Origin of the sequence: Streptomyces cinnabarinus (assembly GCF_027270315.1) — a bacterium.
In the GTDB taxonomy this organism is placed as follows: Bacteria; Actinomycetota; Actinomycetes; order Streptomycetales; family Streptomycetaceae; genus Streptomyces; species Streptomyces cinnabarinus.
In genome coordinates this window covers 6,779,718-6,795,618 of record NZ_CP114413.1, presented here as the reverse complement: position 1 = coordinate 6,795,618, position 15,901 = coordinate 6,779,718, and the positions used below count along the sequence as shown (strand labels likewise).

Below are 15,901 nucleotides of genomic sequence, written 5' to 3'. Positions count from 1 at the left end.
GCCCCGCCTCCGCCGCCGCGTCCGGTGCGGGCGACCGTTCCGGCGGCGCCGGTCCGTCCCGGCGAGCCCGACCATCCGGACGGGCTCCCCCTGGACATGGAGAAGTTGCTGGCCGCCCGCCTGCACGCGGTGAAGGTCCGCCCCTACCTCGCGGTCGCGCTCTTCGCGCTCCGGATCGTGGAAGACCGTGCGGTGCCGACGATGGCGGTCGACGCGCACTGGCGCTGTTACGTCTCCCCCGGCTTCGTGGCGCACACTCCGGTGGAGGAGCTGGCGGGCGTCTGGGTGCACGAGGTCTCCCATCTGCTCCGGGACCATCACGCGCGCGGCGAGCGCTACGCGCGGGAGAACGAGAAGTACGGGCCGGGCGAGCGGCTGCGCCGGAACATCGCCGCCGACTTCGAGATCAATGACGACATCTACGGCGACGGCCTGCCCCGGCCCACGGGGGCGATTCTCCCGTCGCTGCTGCGGCTGCCCGACGGGCTCCTGATGGAGGAGTACCTGCGCACGGCGTCCATGTCCGGGGCGCTCGCCGAGCTGGCCTGGCTGGACTGCGGTGGCGGTGCCCACGGCCAGGAGCGGCCGTGGGAGCTGGGAGCCGACGGGGCCCACGGGCTGACCAGACAGCAGCGGGACGCGGTGCGCTTCCGGGTCGCCGAGGGGATCAAGGGCAAGCCGGGCGAGGCCCCGGAGGGCTGGCGCCGCTGGGCGGACGAGGCTTTCCATCCGCCGCAGCCCTGGCGGCAGTTGCTGGGGGCCGCGGTGCGCTCGGCGGCCGGGGCGCCGGGGGTGGGCGAGAACCACAGCTACCGGCGTCCGTCCCGGCGCTCGGCCGCCGTTCCCGGGGTGGTGCTGCCGAGTCTGCGGCGCAATCCGCCCCGGGTCTGTGTGGTGATCGACACCTCCGGGTCGGTGAGCGACAGCGAGCTGGGCAGCGCGCTGCTGGAGGTGGCGGCGATCGCCCGAGCGGTGGGCGGGCGGCGCGATCTGGTCTCGGTGGTCTCCTGCGACGCGGCGGCCGGGATCGCCGTACCGATCTGCCGTGCGGAGTCCCTCGATCTGATCGGCGGCGGGGGCACGGATCTGCGCTCGGGTTTCGCGCGGGCGCTGCGTTCGCGGCCCCGCCCGGACGTGATCGTCGCCCTGACGGACGGCCAGACGCCCTGGCCGTCCGAGCAGCCGCCGTGCCGCACCGTCGTCGGCCTCTTCCCGCGTCCGCCCCGCGCCGTGAACGAGAACGACCCGGACTATGTCCCGGACTCCCCGCCGTCCTGGGCCCGTGTCGTCACGATCGGCTGAAGGCGCAGGACCGCCACGCCGAGCGGGTCGAGGCACAGGGGTTCGCCCCGCTCGATCCGCTTGCCGGTGAGGAGGTCGGTGGCGGTGACATGGGAGGTCAGGTCGACTGTGGCGGCGGCATGGTTGAGCAGGAAGAGCAGGTGTGTGCCGTCGGGGGCGACCCGGGTCGCCGTTTCCACCGTGCGGTGGTCCGCGTACGGGCCGAGCAGGTCGTGGCGGTCGAGGATCCGGCGGACCACGCGGTCCACGCCGGGCTGGTCGAGGGCGGTGGCGACGTACCAGCCCTCGCCCTCGCCGTACGGGTGCCGGGTGACCGCCGGGGTGCCCGCGTAGAAGTCGCCGCCGTAGGTGGCGACCGGTTCGGCGCCGCGGGGCCGCACGATCTCGAGGACGAGCCGGGCGTGGGCGTCCAGTTCCGGCACGGTCTGGGTGTACTCCGCGGGCCGGGCGTCCCATTCGTCGACGCGGACGCCCATCAGCGGGGCGAGCGGTCCGGGGACGTCGGTGAGGAAGGCACGGTCGTGCTCGTCGACGCGGCCGGAGAGGAAGGTGGTCAGGACGGTGCCGCCGCGCGCCGCCACCTCCTCAAGCCGGCTCGCGAGGTCGCCCTTGACCATGTGCAGGACGGGGGCGAGGACCACGTCGTACGGGGTCAGGTCGGCGGTGACCGGGACGACGTCCACGTCCGCCCCCGCCTCCCGGGCGGCCCGGTAGTAGGCGTGCACGGTGTCCTGGTACTTCACCAGCCGGGAGGGCCCGTCGGACATCTCCAGGGCCCAGCAGCTGTCCCAGTCGAAGAGCAGCGCGGTGCGGGCCGGGGTACGGGCGCCGAGGGTCGCCGTGCCGAGCAGTTCCAGCTCCCGGCCCAGTGCGGCCACTTCCCGGAAGACGCGGGTGTCGTCGCGGCCCGCATGCCCGATCACGGCTCCGTGGTACTTCTCGCAGGCACCCCGGGAGGCCCGCATCTGGAAGTACAGGGCCGCGTCGGCGCCGTGGGCGACGGCCTGGAAGGTGGCCAGGCGCAACTCCCCCGGCTGCCTGAGCGGGTTGACGTCACGGCAGGCCGTCGTCGACGGGGTCGCGCGCACACGGTCGCCGTCGGCAACAGCCAGGGCGGCGGACTGGCCCTGGCGGCGGCCCGGCGCCCGCGACATTCCGGTACGCGGCCCGCGCGACGACCTCGTTGCCGTACTGGACGGAGCCGGTACCGCCGCCGACGGTCCAGTCGGTGAAGGCGAGGGGGACCGTCGCGGTGGTGCCGTCGGTGTAGGCGACGGTCGCCTCGGACCGGCGGTTGCCGTTGACCGCGCTGCCGATGAAGGACAACTGCGTGACGCCGTCGCGGACTTGGATGGTCTGGCCGTCGGCGGTGGCGTTGTCCGGACGGCCGTTCGGCGAGTCGGGCCAGCTGAAGGTCAGCCCGTTCACCGTGCCCTGCCCGCCCGGCGTCAGCCCGGCCGCCGCGAGCGCCTGCCGGGAGTAACTCCGGCCGCCGCCGTCGTAGTCGGCCTCGTCGTGGTCGCCGGAGTCCTCGGAGATCCCGGTGTTGTCGTAGGCGGCGAGCAAGGTTCCCGGCGCGGCCACGGTGAGCGACACCGGCTGCTGGTACGAGCCGCCGTCGGAGGTCACCGTCACCCGCGCCTCGTGGAAGCCCTGGGGTGTGTCCGCGGTCGTGGTCAGGGTGATCTCCTGGGCGCCGTCGACGACCGTGCCCTCGCCGGGCGTGGCGGTGACGCTGTCCGGGGCGTCGACCCGGAACCGGACCTCGGGACCCGCACCCGCCCCGCTCATCGAGAGCACCCGGATCCCGACCTTCGCACTGTCGCCCGGGGCGAGCCTCACGGTCGTCGGACCGACCCCAATCTGGTACGGCTGCTCCCCAGCCCGGAACGACGGCGGGGCGTCGTCGGGAGCGCCGCCCCAGCTCCTGTCCGGCGCACCGGAGAGCGTCAGGTCGAGGCGACCACCGTCCCGCACGAAGGAGGCTGGGAGCCAAGGCCGGTCACTGGTACGACCGTTGACCCTCAGGGAGCGGATGTACGGCGCGTCCGCGGCGGCGCCCTCCGCGCGGACGGAGATGTCGTTGCCGCCCGGGCGGTCGATCTCGATCCGCGGGAACAGCGGTGAGGCGAGGACGAGTTCGGCCCGCGAGGGCACCTGCGGATACAGGCCGAGCGCGGAGAAGACGTACCAGGCCGACATCGCCCCGAGGTCGTCGTTGCCCGGAATCCCGCCGGGCTCCGCCGACCACAGCTCGCGCATCGCGGCGCGCACCGTCTCCTGCGTCTTGTACGGCGCTCCGGCGTAGGCGTACAGGTAGGGCACGTTGATCGACGGCTCGTTGTCCAGCTCGGACTTCTCACCTCCGCTGCCGGTGAAGGCCCAGCCGCCGTCGGCGTCGTGGAAGAAGGAGTCCAGCCGCGCGACCGCCCGGTCCCGGCCGCCCATCGCCGCGAACAGGCCCGCCGGGTTGTGCGGAACCATCCAGGTGTACTGGGCCGCCGTGCCCTCGACGAAGCCGTTGCCGGTGGCCGGGGTGAAGCCGGTGACCCAGCTGCCGTCGGCCTTGCGGTTGGCGATGTAGCCGCCCGACGGGTGGGCGGCGATGTTGAAGTTGTTCTGCCACCACTGCGAGCGGCGCCCGAACTCCGCCGCGATGTCCTTACGGCCCGCGGCCGGGGCCAGCTGGGTGAGCGCGAAGTCGGCGCCGGACATCTCCAGCGTCTCGGCCGCGCCGCCCCAGGCGTTGGAGACGGAGGGCATGTAGTGATGCTTCAAGTACTTGTCGAGGGAGGGGCGTTGGCCGACCGACAGCACCGGCTTCCCGGCGGCGGACAGGTCCTTGTCGGTGGGGACGGTCGCCGCCTTGAGGAGGGAGGCAAAGGCGCCGCGGAGATCGAAGTCGGTGCCGCCGAAGGCACGGATGCCGGCGAGCGCGATGGGCGAGGGATCGCCGTTCATGACGTGGGTGCCGCGCGCGCCGTGCAGCCAGCGGTCCCAGATCCCGCCGTTCTGCTCCGCGAGTTCGTACAGCGACTGGGCGATGTCCGAGCCGGTGCGGGGCTCCAGCAGGGTCAGCACCTGCACCTGGTCGCGGTAGACGTCCCAGCCGGAGAAGGTGCCGTACTGGGCGCGGTGGCCGCTGCGGACGGTGTGGACCTTGCCGTCGGCGCCCCGGTATCGGCGGTCCGCGTCGCTGATGACGTTCGGGTGGAGCAGGGAGTGGTACAGGGCGGTGTAGAAGGTGGTGCGCTCCTGTTCGGTGCCGCCGCCGACGCGGATGGCGTCCAGCCGGTCACGCCAGTCGGCGCGGGCCGCGTCCCGGACCGCCTCGAAGGAACGGCCGGGCGGGTTCTCCGCGACCAGATTGGCCTCGGCGCCCGCCTGACTGACGTACGAGATCCCGACCTTGACGTTCACCGGATCCGCGCTCGGCGCGAACTCGACGTAGCCGCCCGCACCCTTGCCCGGCACCGGCCGCCCGCCGTTCGCGAACCCACCGGTGCCACCGCTCGTCTCACGGGACCCCGGGTTCAGCCGATCGTCGCGCCAGGTGCCGGTGGCCTGGAAGGTGCGGTCGAAGCGGGCGGTGAAGTACAGGGTGTAGTAAGCCCGTCGGCCCTCGGGGTCGAGGTAGCCGCAGAAGTTCCCTGAGGTGACGGAGCCGGAGACGGTCCGCTTCTCGGGGTCGATGCTGATCGCCGAATCGGTCGACCCCACCTCGGAGTTGGCGGTGCGGATGAGCAGCGAGGCGGGCTTGTCGGGCGGGTAGGTGAAGCGGGCCGAGCCGGTGCGGGCGGTGGCCGTGAGGTCCGCGGTGACGCCGGAGGCGAGACCGACCCGGTAGCGGCCGGGTTCCGCGCGCTCGTCGGCGTGGCTGAAGTCGGCGGCGTACACCTGGTCCTTGGTGTCACCGGCCGGGGACGAGGTGACCTCGCCCGCGTACGGGAAGAACGGGATGTCCCCGCTGCCTCCGGCGCAGCCCGTGCCGGACATGTGCGTGAGGCTGAAGCCGCGGATCCGGGTGGCGTCGTAGTGGTAGCCGCCGGGGGCCGCGGTGCGGGTGGCGTCGCCGCGGGTGTTCTCCGGGCTGAAGGAGAACATGCCGAAGGGGGTGACGGCGCCGGGGAAGACGTTTCCGCCGTTCTTGGTGCCGATGAGGGGGTCGACGTAGGTGGTGGGGTCGTCCACCAGGGTGGACGCGGGTGGGGATGTCGCCGCCAGGGCGGGTGTGACGCCGGCCGCGAGCAGGGCGGCCAACAGCACGGACAGGGGACGGAAACGCATGACGCGGCCCCTCCTTCTCCGGACGGGTCGCGCACCACAGGTCGCACAAGCCGCGGGGACAGTAGCGTGCGCCACCGGTACCACGGAAGAGCACCTCCCCCGCCGCAGGCTCGCACACCGGCCACCCGGACGGGCCAACTCTCCAACTGGCTTGACATCGTTGTCCGTTGGGGCGGTAGCATCATGTGTAGACCACTCAGACAACGTTGTCGCGCGCCTTCACCCCTTCACGCCTTGGCGCCGCACAAGCCACGCACACCCGGACCGGCACTTCCCCCCCTCGTCGGCCCGGCTCGCGGACCCGGTGGAAGTCGGCTCACTTCCCACCGGGTCCGCCCGGAGCGGGTCGGCCTCTCGGAACCGCGACTGCCGTGTTGCGCGTGCTTGCTGGTGCCTGTCCGCCGACAGGGCACGGAGCATGAGGAGGCGTCATGCGGTTCCCCGGGCCTCGCCCGACACCCCCGGAGCCGCCCGAGCGGCCGCGAGCGGTTCCTCCCGCCCCACCGGCGCGGACGTCGGTACCGGTACCGGTGCCCGAGCCGCCGTTCGCCGAGGGTGTGGTCGAGAGCGTCACGGAGTGGTTCGGACTCCAGGTGGCGCCCTACGCCGCCGAAGAGCCGACCCTGCGCAAGGTCGAGCGACGTCTCGCGGAGAACCTCGACGAACTCGACCTCACGGGCGAGGATCCCCTCGACGCGCTGGCTGAGTGGGCCGAGGAGAAGCTCCGCGACCTGGCCGTCACCGTCGAGGCGGCTGAGCCGAGTGCGCCCGGGGCGGGCGCCGAGCACACTCCCACCGAGCGCCTCCTGGACACCGCCACGGCCGGTGCGGCGCTGCTGCGGGACCCGTTGGCGGGCGCCTTCACCACGGCCGAGGCGCTGGCCAAGCACCAGGAGGGCATGTTCGCGAAGGCACTGCGGTACGGCGCCCACGCCGCCGCCTGCCTGGTCGCGCCGGGCCTGATCGTCAATGACGTGGTCGCCCTGCTCACGGACGCCGTGGCACCGGAGCCCACCGCGCTGAAGGAGGCCGACCGCAAAAAGGCCGCGGATCGCAAGCGGATCGCGGACTTCACCCAGTCCCAGGGCTTCAACCTGCTGAAATCAGTTGCGGTGTAAGGAAGTTGCGTCCTGGCATGGACTTCCCCAGCGCGCTGGGCGCGGGCGGTTGGAGGATGCGGGACCAGGCTCAGGCTCACCACAGGGAATGGCACGGACCTGGTGGGCGACGGCTCACGCCCACCAGGTCCGGCCGTTCCGGAGCCCGCTCAGCCGACCCGGCAGGGCAGGTTCGTCGCCGTATCACCTCCGCTGCCGGCGACGACGTAGCCGAAGGTGGTGGATTCGCCCGGATCCAGCGAGCCGTTCCAGTTCGCGTTGTGGACCATCACCGCCTGGCCGTTGTACGTGGGGGTGCCGTTCCAGAGGCTGTCGACCCGCTGGCCGCTCGGGAGGGTCCAGTCGACCATCCAGCCGAGCATCGGGACGTCGCCGGAGTTGGTGACGGTGACCTCGGACTGGTAGCCGCCGCTCCAACTGCCCGTGGCCCTGCGGGTGGCGGTGCACGTGCCCGGGACCGGATCGGTGGGGTTGCCGGGCTCCTTGATGCCGGTCACCTCGCCGTTGCCGCCGTCGAAGACGATGTCGGAGCAGGAGTAGAAGGTCTCGGCGCTGTCGGAGCGCTGCCAGACCATGTAGACGATGTGGCGGCCCGACTTGTTCGCCGGAAGCTGCCCGGTCCAGGAGTAGTTGGCCTCGACCGTGCCCGGGGAGCCGTTGAGCGGCGGGTGGTCCACGCTCAGGAACGGCTGTGACTCCATGTCGTCCCAGGTCAGGGTCTGGGTCGGGTCGAAGCCGTCCTTGGTGATGTAGACGTAGAACCAACCGGGGTGTGCCGCCCAGGCGTTATAGGAGAAGTCGACCGTCGCGCCCGAGGTGAGATGGGTGAGCGGCCAGTCGTCGCGGGGCTGGTTGAAGCCGGTGAAGTTGGTGTTGCCGCCGCTGCACAGCTCGCCGTCCGGCACGAAGCCGCGGGTGCGGCCGGCGCCGTCGGAGCGGAGCACGGAGAACCAGTTGTAGAACGGGGTCGTCCCGCTGACCTGCTGTGCCGCCTTGCAGGCCGGGTTGACCGGCTTGATCTCACCGGTGTCGGTCAGCCCGTCCTGCCAGCACAGGAAGGTCCGACTGCCCGGCTTCATGGGCGTACCGTGCGCCTCCGCCTCGGTCCCGGCGGACATCACGAGCGCGAGGGCCGGGATCGTGGCGAGCAGGGAGACCAGGACGAGGAAGAGGGCCTTGGTGCGGAAGGTGAGCGCTAATCGGTGTGGTTGGTTGTCGGGCGCGGAGGCCATCGTCGATCTTGTCAGGATCATGACAGTTCAGTCCATCCATCAGGTACGGGCCGAGCGGCATGTGCATGCGGATGGGTGGGGCGGGAGCGGTCCCGCGGGCGGGTTCCGGTCCACCGAATGTGGGAGCGCTCCCACCTCACTTGAATCGGAAAGTAGCGCCATGGGGCGCGGTTGTAAACGCCTGGCGCACAGGTGTCAAGCGTGTGCCGTGGCATCGCCGGTTCGGGTGGCGGTAACGTCGTACGTACGATCACGCCACGTGCCGGCGTCCAGACTGGCGGCCATGGGAGCAGTGATGACCACACCCCGGCATGGACGGGCCACCGAGGACACCTGGATGTTCCCACCTGCCGACGGCTGGACCTTCGACGAGGTCAAGCACTTGGAACTGCCCTTCGACTGGGAACTCGTGGATGGGCGGATCGTGGTTCGGGGACAGACCAAGTTCTGGCACAACCGCGTGCGCGACAGGCTGCTGATCGCGCTGGAAGCCGCGCGCACCGAGCCGTACGAGGTGGTGACCGAACAGTGCGTCATGGTGGACGAGCAGAACACCAACAAGCCCGACGTGATCGTCTTCGACCCTCGGAAACTGGAGTTCTTGGAACTCGAGTGCGTTCCGGTGAACAGGCTCGCACTCGTCGTGGAGGTCGTCTCCCCAGGGTCCCGCCAGGACGACCGGGTACGAAAGCGCGCGCTCTTCGCGACGGCCAAAGTGCCGCTCTACTGGCGCGTGGAACTCGAACGGGATCAGGTAGCCGTCCACGAGTACTGGCTCAACACGGATACGCGCTCCTACATCCCGGCGCCCATGCATCCCGTGCATCAACACAAGCTCATCACTGAAGTGCCGTTCCCCGTCGAGATCGACCTGGACATCCTCGTCGGCTTCTGAGTGCCCCCCGTGATGCTGCTCCAGCAGCTTCCGGAGCCTGAAGTAGCTTGCCGGGCATGTCGGACGGAGCTGCGTATCTTGTCGTCGCCGATGCCCTGCGGGCTCGGATTCTCGCTGGCGAGTGGGGAGTTGGGGCCCGGCTGCCGTCGCGGGCTCGGCTTGCCCAGGAGTACGGGGTCGGGCGCAATGTCACCCAGCGGGCCGTGGAGCAGCTGGTCGTCGAGGGGCTGCTCGAAGGGCGTGCCGGATCGGGTACGTACGTCCGCGTGCCGCGCGAGCGGCTGCGGATCGTCCGGTCGCGGCACGGGGCATCCTCGCTCGCCGCGCTGAAGGAGCGCGGCCGGGCCGGTGCCTGGGACGCGCACAGTGACGTAAGGGTGCCCGCGCCCGTGAGCATCGCCGAGCGGCTCTCGATCCGGCCCGGCGATCTCTGTGTCCGTACGCACTACGAGTTCCTCGCCGACGGCCATCCCGTGCAGCTCTCCGAGTCCTGGGAGCCCATGGCCCTCACGGACGGCACTCCGATCGTGCTGCCGGAGCGGGGGCCCCTCGCGGGCAAGGGGGTGCTGCAGCGGATGCGTTCCATCGGCGTCGAGATCGAGACCGTGGTCGAACTGCCGCGTCCGGCACGCGCCACCCGGGAGCAGGCGAATCTGCTGGGGATCGCCTTCGGGGACCTCGTGCTGCAGATCGAGCGGACCATCTACGACATCGACCGGCGGCCGGTCGAGACCGCCGACATCGTCATTCCCGACGTACGGAGAGAAGTGGCCTATGAGTTCGCCGTGGAACGGCCGACCGTCGTATGAGTCGCATACGGCCGACCCTTCGGCTCGGGCTGCTGCGCGATCCCGACTTCCGTCGGCTCTGCGCCGCCACCGCGTTCGGTCAACTCGGCGACCGTATCGTCTTCCTGGCACTCCCCCTGGTCGCCCTCACCGCCCTGCGCGCCGACGAGTTCCAGGTCGGCTTGCTCACCGCCATGACCACGGCCGGTTCACTGTTCGTGGGGCTGCCCGCGGGCGCCTGGGTGGACCGGATGCGGAAGCGTACCGTGATGATCAGCACCGATCTCGCCCGTGCCCTGATCCTTTTGACGATACCCGTGGCCTCGTGGGCCGGGCTCCTCTCCCTCCCGTGGCTCTACACCGTCGCGTCGGTCCATGGCGTGCTGACCGTCTTCTTCGACGTCGCCCAGGTGAGCCATCTGCCCCGTCTCGTGGGGCGCGGCAAGCTGGTGGAGGGCAACTCCACGCTCTCAGCCGTCCGTTCAGTCACCAGCATCAGTGGCCCCGGCGTCGCGGGGCCGTTGGTCGGCTGGCTCGGGGCTCCTGTGGCGGTGCTGGCCGGTTCGGTCGGGATGGGACTCTCCGGGCTGCTCGCCTGCGGGATCCGGAAGCGTGAACCGCGGCCCGTGCCGAGTGCGCGGCCCCGACTGGTCCGGGAGATCAGGGAAGGGCTGCGGTTCGTTCTTCGGCAGTCCGGTCTGCGCGGGATCATTCTCGCCGACGCGGTCTTCAATCTCTTTCTGGTCATGTATCAGACCATGCTGCTGGTCTTCCTCCAACGCGAGACGGGAACGGGCTCGTTCGGCATCGGACTCATCCTCTCGGGGATGGGGTGCGGGGCGTTGGCCGGTGCCCTCACGGCGAGCGCGTTCTCACGGTGGGTCGGGCAGCGGCGGGTCATCTGGCTCGCTCCTCTTGTCACTTGTCCGCTCGCCGCCCTGATGCCCTTCGCCCGCCCGGGCTGGAGCCTGTACGTCGCCGCTGCCGGGCTCTCGGCCCTTTCGCTCGGCGGGGTCGTCCGTGTCGTGGCCCAGTCGAGCTTTCAGCAGGCGCTCACGCCCGATCGGTTGCTGGGCCGGGTGAGTGCGACCGCGCGGTTCGTGTCCTGGGGTGGGATTCCGCTGGGCGGGCTCCTGGGCGGCGCCTCGGGTTCCGTGTTCGGCGCGGCCACGACGCTGTGGATCGGCGCGGCCGGGATGACCCTCAGCGCACTGCCGACGTTTCTGTCCAGGACCCTCTCACCCCACTCACCGGCACCGACCCCGCCGACGGCAGTCGTACGGTGAACTCCGTCCGGCCCGGTTCGCTCTCCACGTCGATACGGCCGCCGTGGGCCGTGGTGACGGCCGCGACGACGGCCAGGCCCAGGCCGGAGCCGCCCGTGCTGCCGGGGGCGCGGGAGCGGGAGGTGTCGGCCCGGGTGAAGCGTTCGAAGACCGTGGGGAGGAGGGCGGCCGGGATGCCTGGGCCGTCGTCCGTGACCCGGAGCACGCAGTCGGCGCCCCGCGTCTCCACCGTGGCGACGACCCGCGTGCCCGCGGGGGTGTGCAGGCGAGCGTTGGCCAGGAGGCCGGCGACCGCCCGGCGGAGGCGGGCCTCGTCGCCGACGACCAGGGCGGGCGCGTCCAAGGGCAGGACGAGCCGCCAGTCGTGGCCGTCACCCGCGGCCCGCGCGTCCCGCACCGCCTCGGCGACCAGTCCCGCGAGGTCCACCTCCGCAAAGTGCGGTGGACGCCCCTCGTCCAGCCGGGCCAGCAGCAGGAGGTCCTCGACCAGACCCGTCATCCGGGCGGACTCGGCAAAGACCCGCCGCCAGGCCAGTACCGGCTCGATCCGGTCCGTGCCGCGGTTCATCAGCTCCGCGTAGCCCGCGATGGAGGCGAGCGGGGTGCGCAGTTCATGGCTGGCGTCGGCGAGGAAGCGGCGCATCCGCTCCTCGGTCCGCCGGCGTTCGGTGAGCGAGGACTCGACGTGGTCGATCATGCGGTTGAGCGCGGCGCCCATCCGACCGGCCTCGCTGCCGGGGTCGGTGTCACGCTCCGGGACCCGGGGGAGGGCGGTGACGTCAGCGCGGTCCAGCGGGGCGCGGGAGATCTCGGCGGCGGTGGCATCGACCCGGCCGAGCGGGCGCAGCTGACGCCGGATCACCACCGCGCAGACGCCACCGGCGACGACCAGTCCCGCGGCGGCGACGGCGGCCCCGGTGCGCAGCATGCCGCTGATCATCCGCTGGACGTCCGCCATCGGCAGCCCGGTCAGCACCCGCATCCCGTCGCCGTCGAGCACGGCGACGCGATAGGTGCCGAGGCCGGGGACGCTCCGGGTGAGCGGGGTGCCGTCGGCCCGGACGCCTGTGAGGGCGGCCCGCTGGGCGGCGTCGAGGTCCCTGGGGGCGGCGTCCTGGCCGACGACGGCCGCGGAGAGCAGGGCGCCGTCCTCGTCGAGCCGGGCGGCGAGCAGCCCCGCGGGATGGCCGCCCCTGTCGAGGAAGGCGAGCCCGTCGGGGTGCAACCGGGCCCCGTCGAGGCTGCGTTCGGCGGCGTCGGTGACCCGGTCGTCGAACTGGCCGAGCAGCGCGGCACGCTGCACATAGGCAGTGGTGAGGGCCGTCGCCGCGCACACCGCGACGAGCGTGGCGCCGATGAGGAGCAGCAGGCGGGCGCGGAGGGAGCGGGCGCGCGGTCGGTGGGTCATCCGCCGTCCTCGGGTCCGCGCACGGTGTGGATCATCGGAACCCCCTGCTTCCAGACATGTCCCGATCCTGTCCCGGTCCGCTGAGGGAATCCTGTACTCCACCTGAGCTGCACCGATGTCCTGATGTGCGGCCGTGGTCCGCCGTTGCTCCGCGAAGGTTCCGCCCCCGGCCCCGGATGGGCGCGCGGTCGTTCGGCACCCCGTCGACCAGCGCTGATCGCGACTGGAAACGGCGGTCGGGTCGCCGCTCCGGTGACGGTCCGGACCGCGGGGCGAGGACACCACCGTCGCGGAGACCGGCCCGGTCTCCTTCCGCCGACTGGGCCGCGCGGTGTTCGCACCGGCCGCCTGGGCGGCGTACGCCCTCCTGGTGCTCGCCACGGTCGTCGCACTCGTACGGGAGCCCGCGCTGCGCCCGGATCCCGGGCAGGTGTTCTTCACCGACTCCCTGCTGACCGTGCAACTGGTGCTGCTCGTCGGGCAGACGGCCGGCATCGCCTGGCACGAGGCGTTCCATGACAACCGCGGTGACGTGCGGGCCGCGCGGGGCGATCTGGACGGCGCCGTCGAGGACTTCGGCTACGCGCAGGCAATCCTGTGAAGGTTCGTCATGGGACCGTGCCGGGAATGGCCGTGAACCGCCAGCACCGCCCGGAAGAACGCGGAGGGCCGCATCCCCGTCGCGCCGGGGATGCGGCCCTCAACTGCCTTGCTGGACCGCTTACTTGCGGATCAGGTTGCGCAGCACGTACTGCATGATGCCGCCGTTGCGGTAGTAGTCGGCCTCACCGGGGGTGTCGATGCGGACGACCGCGTCGAACTCGACGCCCGTGTCGGTGGTGACCTTGACCGTGCTGGGGGTGGTGCCCTCGTTCAGCTCGGTGATGCCCGCGATGGAGAAGGTCTCCTCGCCGGTCAGGCCGAGCGAGTCGGCCGACTGGCCGGCCGGGAACTGCAGCGGCAGGACGCCCATGCCGATGAGGTTCGAGCGGTGGATGCGCTCGTACGACTCGGTGATGACGGCCTTGACGCCGAGGAGCGCGGTGCCCTTGGCGGCCCAGTCGCGGGAGGAGCCGGAGCCGTACTCCTTGCCGCCCAGGATGACCAGCGGGGTGCCGGCGGCCTGGTAGTTCTGCGAGGCGTCGTAGATGAACGACACCGGCGCGTCGGCCTGGGTGAAGTCGCGGGTGTAGCCGCCCTCGGTGCCCGGCGCGATCTGGTTGCGCAGGCGGATGTTGGCGAACGTGCCGCGGATCATGACCTCGTGGTTGCCGCGGCGCGAGCCGTAGCTGTTGAAGTCACGACGCTCCACACCGTGCTCGGTGAGGTACTTGCCGGCCGGGGTGTCGGCCTTGATGGCGCCGGCCGGGGAGATGTGGTCGGTGGTGACCGAGTCGCCGAGCTTCGCGAGCACGCGGGCGCCCGTGATGTCGGTGACCGGGGTGGTCTCCATCGTCATGCCCTCGAAGTACGGGGGCTTGCGGACGTAGGTCGACTCCGCGTCCCACTCGAAGGTGTTGCCGGTCGGGATCGACAGCGCCTGCCACTGGGCGTCGCCCGCGAAGACGTCCTGGTAGGACTTGGAGAACATGTCCTCGCCGATGGCGTTGGCGACGACGTCGTTGACCTCGGCCTCGGAGGGCCAGATGTCCTTCAGGAAGACCGGGTTGCCGTCGGTGTCGACACCCAGCGCGTCCTTGGTGATGTCCACCTTCATGGAGCCCGCGAGGGCGTACGCGACGACCAGCGGCGGGGAGGCCAGGTAGTTCATCTTGACGTCGGGGTTGATCCGGCCCTCGAAGTTCCGGTTGCCCGAGAGCACCGAGGTCACGGCCAGGTCGTGGTCATTGACCGCCTTGGAGACCTCCTCCGGCAGCGGGCCGGAGTTGCCGATGCAGGTGGTGCAGCCGTAGCCGACGAGGTTGAAGCCGACCTTGTCGAGGTACGGGGTCAGGCCCGCCTTGTCGAAGTAGTCGGTGACGACCTTCGAACCCGGGGCGAGGGTGGTCTTGACCCACGGCTTGCGGGTCAGGCCCTTCTCCACGGCCTTCTTCGCGACCAGCGCGGCGGCGACCATGACGTACGGGTTGGAGGTGTTGGTGCAGGAGGTGATGGCCGCGACCGTCACCGCACCGTGGTCGATCGTGTAGGTCGAGCCGTCGGGGGCGGTGACCTCGACCGGGTTCGACGGGACGCCGTTGGAGACGGCGGGGGCGTCGGAGGCCGGGAAGGACTCCTGACCCGCCTCGTCGGCGGTGGCGACGTAGTTGCGGACGTCCTGGGCGAACTGCGCGGCGGCGTTCGCGAGGACGATGCGGTCCTGCGGGCGCTTCGGGCCGGCGATGGAGGGGACGACCGTGGAGAGGTCCAGCTCCAGCTTCTCGGAGAAGTCCGGCTCGGCCTTCGGGTCCAGCCAGAGGCCCTGCTCCTTGGCGTACGCCTCGACGAGCGCGACCTGCTGGGCGGAACGGCCGGTGAGCTTGAGGTAGTTCAGGGTCTCGCCGTCGATCGGGAAGATCGCGGCGGTGGAGCCGAACTCCGGCGACATGTTGCCGATGGTGGCGCGGTTCGCGAGGGAGGTGGCAGCGACGCCCTCACCGTAGAACTCGACGAACTTGCCGACGACGCCGTGCTTGCGCAGCATCTCGGTGATGGTCAGCACCAGGTCGGTGGCGGTGGTGCCGGTGGGCAGCTCGCCGGTGAGCTTGAAGCCGACGACGCGCGGGATCAGCATGGAGACCGGCTGGCCGAGCATGGCGGCCTCGGCCTCGATGCCGCCGACGCCCCAGCCGAGCACACCGAGACCGTTGACCATGGTGGTGTGGGAGTCGGTGCCGACGAGGGTGTCGGGGTACGCCTGGCCGTTGCGGACCATGACGGTACGGGCCAGGTGCTCGATGTTCACCTGGTGGACGATGCCGGTGCCCGGGGGGACGACCTTGAAGTCGTCGAAGGCGGTCTGGCCCCAGCGCAGGAACTGGTAGCGCTCCTTGTTGCGGCCGTACTCCAGCTCGACGTTCTGCGCGAACGCGTCGTTGGTGCCGAACTTGTCGGCGATGACGGAGTGGTCGATGACCATCTCGGCCGGGGAGAGCGGGTTGATCTTCGCCGGGTCGCCGCCGAGCGCGGCGACGGCCTCACGCATGGTGGCGAGGTCCACGACACACGGCACACCGGTGAAGTCCTGCATGATCACACGGGCGGGCGTGAACTGGATCTCCTGCGACGGCTGGGCCTGGGAGTCCCAGTTGCCGAGCGCGCGGATGTGGTCGGCGGTGATGTTGGCGCCGTCCTCGGTGCGGAGCAGGTTCTCCAGCAGCACCTTCAGGCTGTACGGAAGGCGGGCCGAGCCTTCCACCTTGTCCAGCCGGAAGATCTCGTACGACTCGTCGCCCACCTGCAGCGTGCTGCGGGCGTCGAAGCTGTTCGCCGACACGACAGTCTCCTTCTTTGATGTGCGCGTTCCCACCGCATCCTGCCGCCACGTCGACTTGGCCGATCCGCTAAGGTCAGGCTAAGTTAGGTAACCCTTACCGGGCTGGCGGCTGCGGTACGCCTCGGCAGATATCTCGATGTCGAGATAAC

General features: G+C 71.1%; 10 protein-coding genes and 1 pseudogene. 6 read left to right on the top strand and 5 right to left on the bottom strand.

Annotated features, from left to right (window positions below):
- Positions 1–96 precede the first annotated feature (96 nt).
- Positions 97–1,302, top strand: a complete 1,206-nt coding sequence (locus STRCI_RS30820; protein WP_336298852.1) for a vWA domain-containing protein — start codon at positions 97–99, stop codon at positions 1,300–1,302.
- On the opposite strand, the pseudogene STRCI_RS30815 reads toward STRCI_RS30820, so the two are convergent.
- A pseudogene (locus STRCI_RS30815) lies at positions 1,251–2,381 on the bottom strand (beta-galactosidase); the annotation flags it as partial. The gene STRCI_RS30820 and the pseudogene STRCI_RS30815 overlap by 52 nt on opposite strands.
- On the bottom strand, positions 2,356–5,589 hold the full coding sequence (locus STRCI_RS30810; RefSeq protein WP_269662211.1) for a GH92 family glycosyl hydrolase: 3,234 nt from the start codon (positions 5,587–5,589) through the stop codon (positions 2,356–2,358). The gene STRCI_RS30810 and the pseudogene STRCI_RS30815, both read right to left, overlap by 26 nt.
- Before the next feature lie 530 nt (positions 5,590–6,119).
- Here STRCI_RS30810 and STRCI_RS30805 point away from each other — a divergent pair.
- A complete protein-coding gene (locus STRCI_RS30805; RefSeq protein WP_269662210.1) occupies positions 6,120–6,707 on the top strand; it encodes a hypothetical protein in 588 nt (195 codons plus the stop codon).
- Between the two features lie 149 nt (positions 6,708–6,856).
- On the opposite strand, the gene STRCI_RS30800 is transcribed toward STRCI_RS30805, so the two are convergent.
- Positions 6,857–7,939, bottom strand: a complete 1,083-nt coding sequence (locus tag STRCI_RS30800) for a lytic polysaccharide monooxygenase auxiliary activity family 9 protein (protein WP_269664690.1) — start codon at positions 7,937–7,939, stop codon at positions 6,857–6,859.
- A 283-nt stretch (positions 7,940–8,222) separates the two neighbouring features.
- Between STRCI_RS30800 and STRCI_RS30795 the strand changes: the two genes are divergently transcribed.
- Genes STRCI_RS30795 through STRCI_RS30785 form a run of 3 tightly spaced genes read left to right on the top strand, consistent with a single transcriptional unit; the run spans position 8,223 to position 10,908 of the window.
- Entirely contained in the window at positions 8,223–8,834 is a 612-nt protein-coding gene (locus tag STRCI_RS30795) for a Uma2 family endonuclease (RefSeq protein WP_269662209.1), read from the top strand.
- Between the two features lie 56 nt (positions 8,835–8,890).
- Entirely contained in the window at positions 8,891–9,643 is a 753-nt protein-coding gene (locus tag STRCI_RS30790) for a GntR family transcriptional regulator (protein ID WP_269662208.1), read from the top strand.
- Positions 9,640–10,908 (top strand): MFS transporter, encoded by a 1,269-nt coding sequence (locus STRCI_RS30785; RefSeq protein WP_269662207.1) that lies wholly within the window; start codon positions 9,640–9,642, stop codon positions 10,906–10,908. Before STRCI_RS30790 ends, STRCI_RS30785 begins: the two co-directional genes overlap by 4 nt.
- On the opposite strand, the gene STRCI_RS30780 is transcribed toward STRCI_RS30785, so the two are convergent.
- Positions 10,826–12,316 (bottom strand): sensor histidine kinase, encoded by a 1,491-nt coding sequence (locus STRCI_RS30780; protein ID WP_269662206.1) that lies wholly within the window; start codon positions 12,314–12,316, stop codon positions 10,826–10,828. The genes STRCI_RS30785 and STRCI_RS30780 overlap by 83 nt on opposite strands.
- Before the next feature lie 331 nt (positions 12,317–12,647).
- On the opposite strand from STRCI_RS30780, the gene STRCI_RS30775 reads away from it, so the two are divergent.
- Entirely contained in the window at positions 12,648–12,917 is a 270-nt protein-coding gene (locus tag STRCI_RS30775) for a hypothetical protein (RefSeq protein WP_269662205.1), read from the top strand.
- Between the two features lie 120 nt (positions 12,918–13,037).
- Here STRCI_RS30775 and acnA read toward each other — a convergent pair whose 3' ends face one another.
- Entirely contained in the window at positions 13,038–15,752 is a 2,715-nt protein-coding gene (gene acnA, locus STRCI_RS30770) for an aconitate hydratase AcnA (protein ID WP_269662204.1), read from the bottom strand.
- Between the last annotated feature and the right edge of the window lie 149 nt (positions 15,753–15,901).

Excerpts from the sequence above, each read along its gene's own strand:
- STRCI_RS30820 (WP_336298852.1), top strand. The coding sequence starts at position 97 with ATGGAGAAGTTGCTGGCCGCCCGCCTGCACGCGGTGAAGGTCCGCCCC.
- STRCI_RS30810 (WP_269662211.1), bottom strand. The coding sequence starts at position 5,589 with ATGCGTTTCCGTCCCCTGTCCGTGCTGTTGGCCGCCCTGCTCGCGGCC.
- STRCI_RS30800 (WP_269664690.1), bottom strand. The coding sequence starts at position 7,939 with ATGGCCTCCGCGCCCGACAACCAACCACACCGATTAGCGCTCACCTTC.
- STRCI_RS30795 (WP_269662209.1), top strand. The coding sequence starts at position 8,223 with ATGGGAGCAGTGATGACCACACCCCGGCATGGACGGGCCACCGAGGAC.
- STRCI_RS30790 (WP_269662208.1), top strand. The coding sequence starts at position 8,891 with ATGTCGGACGGAGCTGCGTATCTTGTCGTCGCCGATGCCCTGCGGGCT.
- STRCI_RS30785 (WP_269662207.1), top strand. The coding sequence starts at position 9,640 with ATGAGTCGCATACGGCCGACCCTTCGGCTCGGGCTGCTGCGCGATCCC.
- STRCI_RS30780 (WP_269662206.1), bottom strand. The coding sequence starts at position 12,316 with ATGACCCACCGACCGCGCGCCCGCTCCCTCCGCGCCCGCCTGCTGCTC.